This is a genomic window from Kitasatospora azatica KCTC 9699, assembly GCF_000744785.1.
Classification (GTDB): Bacteria; Actinomycetota; Actinomycetes; order Streptomycetales; family Streptomycetaceae; genus Kitasatospora; species Kitasatospora azatica.
Genome location: NZ_JQMO01000003.1, coordinates 2892724 through 2904751, shown reverse-complemented (window position 1 = coordinate 2904751; position 12028 = coordinate 2892724). Strand labels below are relative to the sequence as shown.

Below are 12028 nucleotides of genomic sequence, written 5' to 3'. Positions count from 1 at the left end.
GTGTCTCCCAGGGAGTGAGTCAGAGCGCGGACGAGCGCGGGCCGGCCAGCGCGCGGCGCACGGCGGCGGCGAGAGCGAGCCGTTCGGCCTCGGCCGGATCCGGATCCGCGGCCGCCCCCCAGGCGGTGCGCCCGAGCACTCGGCATTCGAGGTAGGCGACGCTCCCCTCGGCGCCGGCGTTCAGGGCCGGGTGGGTCGACAGTTCCAGAACCTCCGCCGCGGGCTGCGGCTCGGCCTCGGTCGGGGCGATCGACGCGCCGGAGTACTCGGCCCAGAAGAGCTCGCCCAGCCGGTCGGAGACGTCGCCGCCGCCCTCGTCGGTGAGCCGCTGCACCACCTGGGCGAAGTCGATCTGCAGCCGCCGGGGCAGCGCGAGGCCGTGCTCACTGCGCAGCAGGTAGGAGATCCCGCCCTTCCCCGACTGCGAGTTGATCCGGACCACGGCGTCGTAGGACCGTCCGACGTCCTTCGGGTCGATCGGGAGGTACGGCATCTCCCAGGGCAGCTCGCTGACCGGCACCGCGCGCCGCTCCGCCTCGCGCTCCTGGTGGGCGAAGCCCTTGGCGATCGCGTCCTGGTGCGAACCGGAGAACGAGGTGTACACCAGCTCGCCCGCGTACGGATGCCGGGGGTGGACCGGGAGCTGGTTGCACCGTTCGACCGTGCGGCGGATCTCGTCGATCTGCGAGAAGTCGATCCCCGGGTCGATCCCCTGGCTGAAGAGGTTCAGGCCGAGCGTCACCAGGCAGACGTTCCCGGTCCGTTCGCCGTTGCCGAAGAGGCAGCCCTCCACCCGGTCCGCGCCGGCCAGCACCGCGAGTTCGGCGGCCGCCACCCCCGTGCCCCGGTCGTTGTGCGGGTGGACCGAGAGGCAGACCGAGTCCCGGCGGCTCAGCCGCCGGCTCATCCACTCGATCTGGTCGGCGTAGCTGTTCGGGGTGGACCGTTCGACGGTGGCCGGCAGGTTGATGACGATCTCCCGCCCGGGCCCGGCGTCCCAGGCCTCGATGACCCGGTCGCAGACCTCCAGGGCGAAATCGAGCTCGGTGTCGACGAAGATCTCCGGCGAGTACTCGAATCCGAGATCGCAGTCCGGCAGCAGCGCGTCCGCGTATTTCATCACCAGCCGGGTGCCCTGGACGGCGAGTTCCGCACAGGCGTTCCGATCCATTCCGAACACCACCTCGCGGAAGAGCGGGGCGGTGGCGTTGTAGAGATGAATGGTCGCCCGCCGGGCTCCGGCCAGACTGCGGACGGTCTCCTCGATGAGCGGCTCCCTGGCCTGGGTCAGGACGGTTATCCGAACCTGGTCCGGGATCAGCTCCGCGCGGATGAGCTCCCGGACGAATTCGAAGTCGGTGCGGCTGGCCGCCGGAAACCCGACCTCGATCTCGCGGTACCCCATCCTGACCAGCAGCTGGAACATCTCCAGCTTGCGCTCGAGATCCATCGGGTCGAGCAGGGCCTGGTTTCCGTCGCGCAGGTCCGTGGAGAGCCAGCGCGGCGCCGCCTGCAGCACCCTGCTCGGCCAGGTCCGGTCCGGCAGGTCGATCGGCGGGAACGGGCGGTACCGAAGATGTGCGCCGCGGTTCTCCGTCGAGCTCGTGGACATCTGGGCTCCTTCGAAGGAATGGGTCGGCATTCTGACCGGGCCTCGCGATCAGTCTGGCATTCTCTTCCAGCGGTTCACCGAAGAGCTGCCAGAGAAATCCACAAGAGCCCGTAGTGCCGGGGCCGAGACGGTCCGCCGGCACCTTGCAGAGGGAAATGCGGAGCGGCATTGTGAGCCGGGCCCAAGGGATTTCGCGAAGAGGTTCGCCAGGAGGTTCGTGATGAATTCCGGACAATCGACGGAAAACCCGCTCTGGTGGAGCCGGCCGACCTCGGGACGCTCCGCGGCCACCGCCCGGGTGCTGCTCTGCCCGCATTCAGGGGCCGGCCCGGCGGCGCTGCTGGGACTGATCGAGCTGCTGCCCGCAACGGTCGAGGTGCTGGCCCTGACCCTGCCGGGCCGGGAGCACCGCTTCACCGAGGCGCCGCAGACCTCGCCGGCCGAGCTGCTGGCCTCGGTGGACGACGAGCTCCGGCCGCTGCCCGCACTGCCGACCGTCGCCGTGGGCCACAGCGTCGGGGCCCTGCTCGCCGCGGCCGTCGCGGACCACCTCGGGCCGACGGGCTGCCAGGCCCTGGTGGTGAGCGGTCAGTCGCCGCCGGCGGTGCCGAACTGGGCCGACGGCGCGGTGCACACCACGGACCTGCTGCGGCTGGTCCGGCTCGGCGGCGAGACCCCTGAGTCGGTCCTCGCCGACGACGGCTGGCGGGAGTTCATCCTCGCCAGACTGCGCGCCGATCTGGCACTCGGTGCCCAGGTCAGAGCCGGCCTGAGGGGCCGTGAGCTGCGCTGCCCGATCGCCGTCCTGGGCGGCCTGGACGATCCGGTGGTGCCGTCCCGCACCCTGGCCGGCTGGCGGGCGGTGACCCGTGCGCCGTTCCACCCGACGGCGCTGGCCGGCGGCCACTTCGCGATCCTGGCCGCCGAACACCGCCGGCCCGTCGCGGCCGCCCTGCGGTGGGCGCTCGACCAGGCCGCCGGCCGGTTCTGGAAGGACAGCGGCGTGGCCCTGCCGAGCGAGCCGGCCTGAGTGGGCCGCCGGCCGGCAGCCCACTCAGGGTCGTTCACTCCTCGACGATCGAGATCATCGGCTCCGGGAAGCGCTCGCCCGCGAAGGCGCCGCGCGGGGCGATCTCGTCCACGGCCTTCAGCACCTCGTCACTGAGCGCGACCTCAGCCGCGGCGGAGTTCTGGCCCAGGTGGATGCGGTTGTTGGAGCCGGGGATCGGGATCACGTCCTGGGCCAGCAGCCAGGCGAGCGCGAACTGGGCCCGGCTGATTCCCAGCTGCTCGGCCAGCTCACCGAGCCGGGCGACCAGATCCAGGTTGTGGGCGAGGTTGGCCTCGTTGAACCGGGGCAGGTGGCGGCGCATGTCATCGGCGGCCAGGTCCTCGGGGCGGACGATCTCACCGGACAGCAGTCCCCGGCTGAGCGGGCTATAGGCGACGAAGCTGATGCCCAGCTCGCGGCAGGTGGCCAGGATGTCCTTCTCCGGGTTGCGGCTGCACAGCGAGTACTCGGTCTGCAGGGCCGCGATCGGGTGGACGGCACTGGCCCGCCGGATGCTGGCGGAGCCGGCCTCGGACAGGCCGAGGTGGCGGACCTTGCCGGCCGCCACCAGCTCCGCCATGGCGCCCACCGACTCCTCGATCGGCACGTTCTTGTCGACCCGGTGCAGGTAGTAGAGGTCGATCCGGTCCGTGCCCAGCCGGCTCAGGCTCGCGTCGCAGGCCGCCCGGATGTGCTCGGGACTGGCGTCCACCCGGACCCCGTCGGCCGTGCGGACCAGCCCGCACTTGGTGGTCAGGACCGCCCGGTCCCGGTAGCCGTCCCGCAGCGCCCTGCCGACGATCTGCTCGCTCAGGCCGGCTCCGTACATGTCCGCCGTGTCGACGAGGTTCAGGCCGGAGTCGATGGCCTGACGGATCGTCAGGATCGATTCGGTCTCGTCGGCGGCGCCGTAGAACTCGGCCATGCCCATGCAGCCCAGACCCATCACCGGGACGTCGAGTACGCCGCCCAGGATGGTGCGCCGGATCGACTGGATGCCGGTTGCCATGGTGCTGTCCTTTCCCAGAGATTTGACGGTGGTTCAGACGTTGAGGGTCGGTCGGCCGGCCGGAAGGCGGGCCAGCAGGCGCTCGGCGGCCGCCGGGTCGACGAGCGTGCCGGAGGCCGCGATCACGCCGTCCGGGCGGACCAGGCAGGCCAGTGTGGTCCGTACTCCGAGGGCCCGCAGGATGCGGTCGTCCACCTGGACGACCTCCACCGGAGCCTCGGCGGCGCGGGCCAGCAGCTCCCGGGCCGGCTCGGCGTCGGTCGCGGACACCAGCAGCAGGTGCCGGCCGGAGTGCAGGTGGTCGTGCAGCCACCGGCCGCCGTTCAGCGCGACGTCGGGCAGCCGGCTCCCCGGGCGCAGCACCGGGTGGCCCGGCTCGCCGTTCGGGTAGGCCAGGCGCAGCTGCGAGATGCCGATCGGAACCCGCTGGGCCAGCGCGGGCACCCGGGAGGTGACGGCCAGCGAGAGGTCGCGGCGCCGACGCCGCCAACCGGTCACGGACCACATCCTGGTCTGCCGGTCGGCGTCCGCGACGACATGCCGGGCCACGTGCAGGCGCTCGGCCTCCCAGCTGTCCAGGGCACTGGCCGGCAGCGTCCCGCGCTGGATCGCCGCCAGCCGCCAGGCCGCGCCGTGCGAGTCCTGCACGCTGGTGTTCAGGCCCTGGCCCCCGGCCGGGCTGTGGATGTGCGCGGCATCGCCGGCGAGCAGGATCCGGCCCTGCCGCATCCGGTCGGCGATCCGCCGGTGCACCTGGAAGACACCGCTGCCCCGGGCCTCGACCAGCCGCAGCGGGAACGGGCTGCGCTCGGCCACGATCTGCTGCACGGTCGCCAGCGCATCGGTCACCGGCACGTCGGGGGCCACCGCGCCGAAGACGCGCAGCAGCCCGTCGGGGAGGCCGACCACGACGATGACGCCCTTGGGGCCCATGAAGTAGTACGACTCGTCGTGCGCCAGCGGCGTGTCGTACACGCCGTCCGCCAGCACGAAGGTCTGCGGGTACGTCGCCCCCTCGAAGGCGATGCCGGCTTCGGCGCGGACCGTGCTGTGCGCACCGTCGCAGCCGACCAGCCAGTCGGCCAGCACCGAACTGCCGTCCTCGAAGACCGCGTTGACCTGATCTGGCCCGGCCTGGACCGATCGCACGCGCCGGCCGTACTCGACCTTCCCGCCCAGCTCGGCCAGCGCCACTCGGAGGAACTCCTCGGTCTCGCTCTGCGCGAGCGAGAGCGGGTACGGGTAGCGGGTCCCGGGCATCGGGCGGAAGACGAGCCGGTTGAGCAGCTTGGTGCCCGCGTAGTAGTTGGCCGCGCGGAGCTTGAGGCCGCGCTCGTAGATGGCGTCGCCGGCGCCCACCGCGGCGAACGCCTCCAGGGCTCGCGGCCACAGGGTGATCGCCTTGGAGTGCGGATTGGACCGCTCGGCCCGGTCGACCACCCGGACTTCGGTGCCCGACTTCAACAGCTCGGCGGCCAGCGTCAGCCCGGTGGGGCCTGCGCCCACCACCAGCACCTCGGTGCCGTCGGCCGAACCGCGGGGCTGGTGACCGCTCTTGGTGTGCTCGGATGTCATGGACGTCGCTCCGACTCAGTGTTGGGGTGGCAGTGGGGCGGCTGGTCAGTGACCCATACCGAAGCCGCCTGCGACCGGCAGGACAGCGCCGGTGATGTAGCCGGCGGCGTCGTCCGCCAGGAAGCGGACAGCGTGCGCCACCTCGGCCGGCGCGCCGGACCGTCGGCTGGGGATCATGCCGAGCACCGCCTCGCGGCGCTCGGGCGTCAGCTCGGCCGTCATCCCCGTCTCGATCAGCCCGGGCGCCACCACGTTCGCCGTGATGCCGCGCGGGGCCAGCTCCCAGGAGAGCGATCGGGCCAGCCCGACCAGACCGGCCTTCGAGGCCGCGTAGTTCGCCTGGCCCGGGGCGCCCATCAGCCCGACGGCCGAGGAGATGAAGACCAGCCGCCCCCAGCGGGCCGCCAGCATCCCGGCGGCGGCGCGGCGGGCCACCCGGAACGCCCCGGTGAGGTTGGTGTCCAGGACATCGGTGAAGTCCTCGTCCGCCATCTGGAGCAGCAGCATGTCCTGGGTGATCCCGGCGTTGGCGACCAGCACCTCCACCGGACCCTGCTCCTTCTCCACCGCGTCGAAGGCCGACTCCACCGAGTCGGTGTCCGAGACGTCGCAGCCGACCGTGAAGAGTCCCTGCGGCGCGTGGCCGCTGCGGCTGGTGACCGCCACCCGGTCGCCCGCCACCGCCATCGCCTGGGCGACGGCCAGGCCGATGCCACGGTTTCCGCCGGTCACCATGACCGAACGACTCACGTTCTCTTCCCTTCTGCTTGCCTGCTCCGGTTGCCTGCTCCGGACCGACCGGGCTCAGGCGGCGCTGATCACCAGGACGGCGTTCTGGCCGCCGAACCCGAAGGAGTTGGTGACGGCCACATCGACGTGCGCCTTGCGGGCGTCGCCGGCCACCACGTCGACGTCGATCTCCGGGTCCTGGCACTCGAGGTTCGCGGTGGGGGGAATCAGGCCGTTCTCCAGGCTCAGCACGGTGAAGGCCGCCTCCATCGCGCCGGCCGCCCCCAGCGCGTGCCCGGTGACGCCCTTGGTGGAGGTCACGGCCGGCCGGTCGCCGTAGACCCGGCGCAGCATCTGACCCTCCGTGATGTCGTTCAACGGGGTGGACGAGCCGTGCGCGTTGACGTGGTCGACGTCGCCGGGCGAGACGCCCGCGGTGGCCAGGGCGATCCTGGTGGCCGCCTCCGCGTGGGTGCCGGTGGGATCCGGGGCGGAGAGGTGGTAGCCGTCGGCGGAGGCCCCGTACCCGGCGATCCGTGCCCGGATCCGGGCGCCACGGGCCCGGGCGTCCGCCGACCGTTCGAGGACCAGGATCCCCGCGCCCTCGGCGGCGACCATGCCGTCCCGGTCGCTGTCGAACGGCCGGCAGGCCTGGGCGGGGGCAGTGGTCCGCTGGGACAGCGCGCCCATCTGGTACAGGCCGGCGAAGGCCATCGGAGTGATCGGCGCCTCGGCGCCGCCGGCGATCACGACGTCGCACATGTCGGCCCGCAGGAACTGGGCCGCGGTGGCGATCGCGGTCGGGCCGGAGGCGCAGGCGGTCGCGGTGACCAGGTTCGGTCCGTGCGCGCCCAGTTCGATCGCCAGCGAGCCCGCCAGCATGTTCACCGGCGCCATCACCCAGACCAGCGGCGAGATCCATTCCGGACCCTCGTGCACCAGCCGGGTGTGCTCGCGCTCCAGGGTGCCGCCACCGCCGTTGGAGGTCCCGAGCACGATGCCGACCCGCGCGCCGTCCCAGACCGCGGGGTCCAGGCCGGCGTCCGCGATGGCCTCGTTCGCCGCCACCAGCGCGAGTTGAGTGGTCCGGTCCATCCGCCACAGGCTCCGCGGGTCCAGGTGGTCCTGCGGTTCGAAGTCCGGTATCCGGCAGGAGAAGTCCACTGGCAGGCCCGCCAGTTCAGGATCGGTGGCCGCCGTCGGCAGGCCGGCGCAGACCCGCTCCCAGCTCGTGGCCACCCCGATGCCGGCGGCGGACACGACGCCGAGTCCGGTGACCGCCACCTCGGGACCCGTCCAGGCTGTCGCAGCCATCAGGACGCGGCGCCCTTCTCCTGCAGCATCGCGGTCAGATCGCCCAGCGAGTGGCCGGAGTTGATCTCGCCGGGCTTGAACCGCACGCCGAACTCGCGCTGCAGCGCCAGGCTCAGCTCCACCGTTGCCAGCGAGTCCACCTTCATGTCGCGCAGCGGGGTGTCGAGCGCGACCTCGTCCGCGGGTACCGCGAAGCGCTTGCAGATGATCTCCACCAGACGCTCTTCCACCGAAGCGAGCTGTTCTGCCATGACCGGCTCCTGATTCTGATCGAGAGGTTGTGTGCCCAACTGGACGGGTACTCGCCTGACGGACTGTCAGGCTGTGATGGTCGCGGGCCAGCGCAGCGTGGCGGCCCCCCAGGTCGCGCCCGCGCCGAAGGCCGCGAGCAACACGCGGTCGCCCGCGCTCAGTCGGCCCTGGCGAACCGCATCCGCCATGGCCAGCGGGATCGACGCCGCCACCGTGTTGCCGACCTGGTCGATGTTGACGGCGACCCGCTCCTCGGCCAGCCCCAGCTCCTCGCCGACCGCGTCGAGGATGCGCCGGTTGGCCTGGTGGCCGATGAAGCAGTCGATGTCCGCGAGCTCCCAGTCGGCCTGCTTCAGCACGCTGCGCGCGGAGTCGGACATCCGCATCACGGCGTTCATGAACAGGTCCTTGCCGCGCATCACCAGCGAGCCGTCGGCCGGCTCGGGTGGCACGCCCGAGCCGCGCTGGCGCGAGCCGCCCGCCGCCACCACGGTCAGCTCGGCCAGTTCGCCGTCGCTGCCGATCTCCAGTGGACCGAGCGCCCCGAGTTCGTCGGCCGTGCCGGCCCGCAGCACGACGGCCCCGGCGCCGTCGCCGAAGATCGGTGCGGTGGTCCGGTCCGTCGGATCCACATAGGTGCTGAAGGCGTCGGCGCCGATCATCAGGACCCGGTCGGCAGCCCCGGACACCAGGTAGGCGCGGGCAGTCGCCAGCCCGTAGAGGAAGCCGCTGCAACCGGCCCCGATGTCGAACGCGGGCACGTCCCGCAGGCCGAGCCGGGTCGCCACCTCGGGGGCCGTCGCGGGTACCGGGCGGTCGGGCGTGGTGGTGGCGAGCAGCACGAGGTCGACGCCGCTGCCGAGGGCCGAGTCCAGGGCGCTCCGGCCGGCCTCGACCGCGAGGTCCGAGGTGGCCTGCCCGGGGCTGACGACGTGCCGCTGGCGGATTCCGGTCCGGGTCCGGATCCACTCGTCGGTGGTGTCCATCCGCTGGACCAGCTCGCTGTTCGGTACCACCTTGGCCGGCAGGAAGCCGCCGAGGCTCTCCAGTACTGCTGCACGGGTCATCGTTGGCCTCCTGGGGAGAGCGGGACAGGGACGCTGAGCAGCGCTTCGACCTGGGCGACGGCCGCAGTCGTGTCGCTGAACCGGACCGAGTTCCAGCCGGCCGCCCGAGCGCCCTCGCAGTTGGCCGCGAGGTCGTCCACCAGCACGCAGGCGGACGGCGCGGCACCCGCCCGGGCGGCGGCGAGCTCGAAGATCGCGGCCGTCGGCTTTCTGGCCCCGACCTCGAAGGACAGCACGACGTCGTCGAAGACGTCCGCGGGGGGAACCATCTGCCGCCAGTAGGGATCCCAGGCCGGAACCATGTTGGAGAGCAGGCCGACGAATATCCCGCGGGCCCGGACCGAGTGCAGGAAGTCGAGCCATTCCTGGTTCACCCTGCGGTCGGCGAAGAAGGTGGCCGGGAAATCCGAGAGATCGGTTTCGATCCCGGCATCCTCGGCGAGCGCCCGGGCCACTCTCCGGGACCATTCGTCCTGCGTGATGAGGGGCGTGTCGAGAGCCACCATCAGGTCGCCGCCGAACGGCTGCGCGACTTTTCGCACCGCAGCCATGAAGGCGTCCTCGGGAATTCCCTGAGCTGCGCAGAACGCCCGATTGCTCTCGGCCGAGGGCGGGGTCAGCACGCCACCGAAATCCGTCCACAGGAAGCGCACGCCGGGCTCAGCCACGGCAGGCCCCCGCGGCCGGCGCGAGTCGTACCGTCCCGGCCGCGCACTCCTGGCCGGACTGGACGAAGCTGACCTGCACGAGGCCGGCCGCGACCCGCTCGGCCCCGCCCGGGTCGACGGTCAGTGCGGTGCGGACCACCACCTCGGAGTCGAGTTCGGCGAACCTGCTGAACGCCAACTCCAGGCCGACGGCCCGAACCTCGCCCTGGCCGGTGGACCGCGCGTCCGTGCCGTGCAGCACGGCCGCCTGGACGGCCGCGTCGCTGAGGATCATCGCCGTGAAATGGTCCAGCGGGTGGTCGAAGAGCGTCGGGTTGCGCCCCGGTACCGAGAGCCGGGTGAGCAACGCGCCGTCACCACGTTCGAGGTCCGCCAGTAGCACGTTGCGCTGGTCGGCGCGGCCGACGGCGGCGGCGGCCAGTCGGGCGCCCAAGGGTGGATCGGCCAGCGAGTCGGAGGTCGGCGGGGGCTCCTCGCGGCCGATCAGCCGCAGCGCCGCGTACTCCTCGGCGGCCGCGTAGGTGCCGTGCGCGCGCAGGGTGGCCAGCAGCCGCCCGTCGAGTCGCAGCGCCATCTCGAAGCCGAGCGACCGGAGCCGGTCGGCCCGGACCACCGGGTCCACCATGGTCACCAGGACGGTGAGCCGGCCCGGCTGCTCGCCGACCAGCGGTCGGTCCGCGCCCGGATCGAGGTCGAGCGTCCAGTCGTTGACCAGGAACACCGAGTCCATCGGCACGTCGAACTTGGTGTGCGCCCCGAAGGTCGCCGCCTGCCGGCAGCACTCCAGCAGCAGCGGCAGGTCGTAGCCGGCCTGGTCCGCGCCGGACTCCACGAAATACGGATGGGACCTCGGCAGCTCGGCGGCTACGACATACCGGCGTTCGTCGACGTCCTGAAAGTCCGTGAGAAATACCTCGGCAACTGACCGGCGATGCACCATGGAACGGTCCACCGTGCGGTCGAAGCGAAGCCTTGAAAGTAATTCCAGAGGGCCTTCTACAGCCACTTCTGTCGCCATTTCGGAATATCCAATCAGCAGTCCGAGCGGCTTTCTTGAACAAGCATCGCACAGGGCTCTGAATCATCTCTGGGAGCCGACCGTAAACCGGCAAGAGAAGCACCAGAAGAGAGTGCGGCTAAAGAAGGGCGGCCAACGGGTCGGCCATGAAGGCGGCGGTGTCCGCGAGGGCGCGGGCGGCGGTGTCGCCGTCGACCACCCGGTGGTCGAAGGAGAGCGACAACTCGACCACGGACCTGGCCCTGACCTCGCCCTCATGCACCCAGGGACGCGGCAGCACCGCTCCGACGGCCAGAATCGCGGACTCGCCGGGATTGAGGATCGGGATGCCGCCCTCGACACCGAAGACGCCGATGTTGGTCAGGGTCACGGTGCCGCCGCGCAGCTCGGCCGGGGTGGTGCGGCCCGCCCGCGCGTCGGCGACCAGCCGACCGATCGCGGCGCTCAGCCGGCTCAGCGAGAGCTGCTCGGCGCCCTTGATGTTGGGGACCAGGAGCCCTCGTGGGGTGGCCGCCGCGATGCCCAGATTGACCGTCTCGGCCACCAGGACCGCGTCACCCGCCTCGTCCCAGGAGGCGTTGATCCACGGATGCCGCTCGACGGCGGCGATCAGCGCCTTCGCGGCCAGCAGCAGCGGGGTTGCTCGCAGGTCGCTCTCCGGGCTGCGCTCCCGCAGCGAGTGGAGCAGCGCCATCGCGTCGGTGACGTCCACCGAGGTGTGCACGTTGGCCTGTGGGGCGGTGAAGGCGCTGCGAACCATGGCGGCGGCGGTGGCGCGCCGGACGCCGGTGATCGGCACCCGGGTGACCGGGCCGGCGGGCGCCTCGGCAGGGGCAGGCGGGGCAGCGGGCGAGGTGGCGGGCGCGGTAGCGGGCGAGGCCGCCGACAGGACGTCGGCCCGGGTGACGGTCCCGTCCGGGCCGGTGCCGAGCAGCGTGGCCAGGTCGATCCCCAGCTCCTTGGCCAGTTTGCGCACTGGCGGCTTGGCCGCGGTGGCCACACCGGCCGCGCGGGCGGCCCGCACCGGCACGGCAGGAGCGCTCGGCCGACCACGGCGCCGGCGGGTCGGGCCGGCCTGCCAGGGACCGTGCCCGACCAGCAGGCTCTCGCGCTCCGGCAACTCGCCGCCGGTCCCGCCCGTGCGCTCGGACATCACCTCGGACATCACCTCGGGCATCGCCTCGGGCATCGCCTCGGACATCGCCTCGGACATCGCCTCGGCCCCCAGCTCGGACGCGATCGCGATGATCGGGCTGCCCACCGGCACCAGGGTCCCGGGGAGCGCGAGCAGTTCGACCACCGTCCCCTGGTAGGGGCTCGGCAACTCGACCAGGGACTTGCTGGTCTCGATCTCGACGATCGGATCGTCGATCCGCACCGAGTCACCAGGCGAAACCTGCCACCTGATGATCTCGGCCTCGGTCAAACCCTCTCCTACGTCGGGCAGGAGGAAATGATGAACTGTCACCGGGGGATCGCTCCGTCGTCTCGATCGTGGGTGTGTTCGGACGGCGCCGGGGGAGCCTCGCTGGGCAGGCAGGGGTCCCCCGCGGTACGTCACGAGGTCCCCCGGCGCGATGGGCCGGGTGCGCAGGCCGTGATGACGGCCGCGCGTCAGCGGCGGGATACCGCCGGACTCCGACGGCCGGCCCGTTCCCGCGGCCGGAGTCCGCGCGTGGTCAGCGGCTCCGGCCGGGCTTGTGGGAAGGTCTCAGCTCCGAGGGAATCCCCGG

General features: G+C 72.1%; 11 protein-coding genes. 1 reads left to right on the top strand and 10 read right to left on the bottom strand.

From position 1 onward, the window contains the following. Positions 1-19: 19 nt before the first annotated feature. Positions 20-1612 carry a 2-isopropylmalate synthase gene (locus tag BR98_RS23615; protein ID WP_051970120.1) on the bottom strand — a complete coding sequence of 531 codons (1593 nt, stop codon included), beginning with the start codon at positions 1610-1612 and terminating at the stop codon, positions 20-22. 220 nt (positions 1613-1832) lie between these two features. Between BR98_RS23615 and BR98_RS23610 the strand changes: the two genes are divergently transcribed. After that, the gene (locus BR98_RS23610) at positions 1833-2642 is read left to right on the top strand and encodes a thioesterase II family protein (RefSeq protein WP_035847374.1); all 810 of its coding nucleotides are present in this window, start codon (positions 1833-1835) and stop codon (positions 2640-2642) included. 34 nt (positions 2643-2676) lie between these two features. Here BR98_RS23610 and BR98_RS23605 read toward each other — a convergent pair whose 3' ends face one another. The 9 genes from BR98_RS23605 to BR98_RS23565 all read right to left on the bottom strand — a co-directional run bounded on the left by BR98_RS23605 (position 2677) and on the right by BR98_RS23565 (position 11763). Beyond that, positions 2677-3672 (bottom strand): aldo/keto reductase, encoded by a 996-nt coding sequence (locus BR98_RS23605; RefSeq protein WP_063774832.1) that lies wholly within the window; start codon positions 3670-3672, stop codon positions 2677-2679. Between the two features lie 33 nt (positions 3673-3705). Then, a complete protein-coding gene (locus BR98_RS23600; RefSeq protein ID WP_051970119.1) occupies positions 3706-5247 on the bottom strand; it encodes an FAD-dependent monooxygenase in 1542 nt (513 codons plus the stop codon). Between the two features lie 45 nt (positions 5248-5292). Beyond that, positions 5293-5997, bottom strand: a complete 705-nt coding sequence (gene fabG, locus BR98_RS23595; RefSeq protein WP_035847372.1) for a 3-oxoacyl-ACP reductase FabG — start codon at positions 5995-5997, stop codon at positions 5293-5295. Between the two features lie 54 nt (positions 5998-6051). Continuing rightward, positions 6052-7290 (bottom strand): beta-ketoacyl-[acyl-carrier-protein] synthase family protein, encoded by a 1239-nt coding sequence (locus BR98_RS23590; protein WP_035847371.1) that lies wholly within the window; start codon positions 7288-7290, stop codon positions 6052-6054. Next, a complete protein-coding gene (locus BR98_RS23585) occupies positions 7290-7541 on the bottom strand; it encodes an acyl carrier protein (protein WP_035847370.1) in 252 nt (83 codons plus the stop codon). Before BR98_RS23585 ends, BR98_RS23590 begins: the two co-directional genes overlap by 1 nt. 66 nt (positions 7542-7607) lie before the next feature. Then, a complete protein-coding gene (locus BR98_RS23580; protein WP_035847368.1) occupies positions 7608-8609 on the bottom strand; it encodes a beta-ketoacyl-ACP synthase III in 1002 nt (333 codons plus the stop codon). Continuing rightward, complete coding sequence (locus tag BR98_RS23575) at positions 8606-9277, bottom strand: HAD-IA family hydrolase (protein WP_035847367.1); 672 nt, start codon at positions 9275-9277, stop codon at positions 8606-8608. Before BR98_RS23575 ends, BR98_RS23580 begins: the two co-directional genes overlap by 4 nt. Next, positions 9270-10217 carry an AfsA-related hotdog domain-containing protein gene (locus BR98_RS23570; protein ID WP_198042272.1) on the bottom strand — a complete coding sequence of 316 codons (948 nt, stop codon included), beginning with the start codon at positions 10215-10217 and terminating at the stop codon, positions 9270-9272. The genes BR98_RS23575 and BR98_RS23570 overlap by 8 nt, the downstream gene beginning before the upstream one ends. A 196-nt stretch (positions 10218-10413) precedes the next feature. Continuing rightward, a complete protein-coding gene (locus BR98_RS23565; protein ID WP_035847363.1) occupies positions 10414-11763 on the bottom strand; it encodes a dihydrolipoamide acetyltransferase family protein in 1350 nt (449 codons plus the stop codon). Positions 11764-12028 lie beyond the last annotated feature (265 nt).

Coding starts and splice junctions, on each gene's coding strand:
- BR98_RS23615 (WP_051970120.1), bottom strand. CDS start 1,612: ATGTCCACGAGCTCGACGGAGAACCGCGGCGCACATCTTCGGTACCGC.
- BR98_RS23610 (WP_035847374.1), top strand. CDS start 1,833: ATGAATTCCGGACAATCGACGGAAAACCCGCTCTGGTGGAGCCGGCCG.
- BR98_RS23605 (WP_063774832.1), bottom strand. CDS start 3,672: ATGGCAACCGGCATCCAGTCGATCCGGCGCACCATCCTGGGCGGCGTA.
- BR98_RS23600 (WP_051970119.1), bottom strand. CDS start 5,247: ATGACATCCGAGCACACCAAGAGCGGTCACCAGCCCCGCGGTTCGGCC.
- BR98_RS23590 (WP_035847371.1), bottom strand. CDS start 7,290: ATGGCTGCGACAGCCTGGACGGGTCCCGAGGTGGCGGTCACCGGACTC.
- BR98_RS23585 (WP_035847370.1), bottom strand. CDS start 7,541: ATGGCAGAACAGCTCGCTTCGGTGGAAGAGCGTCTGGTGGAGATCATC.
- BR98_RS23580 (WP_035847368.1), bottom strand. CDS start 8,609: ATGACCCGTGCAGCAGTACTGGAGAGCCTCGGCGGCTTCCTGCCGGCC.
- BR98_RS23570 (WP_198042272.1), bottom strand. CDS start 10,217: ATGGTGCATCGCCGGTCAGTTGCCGAGGTATTTCTCACGGACTTTCAG.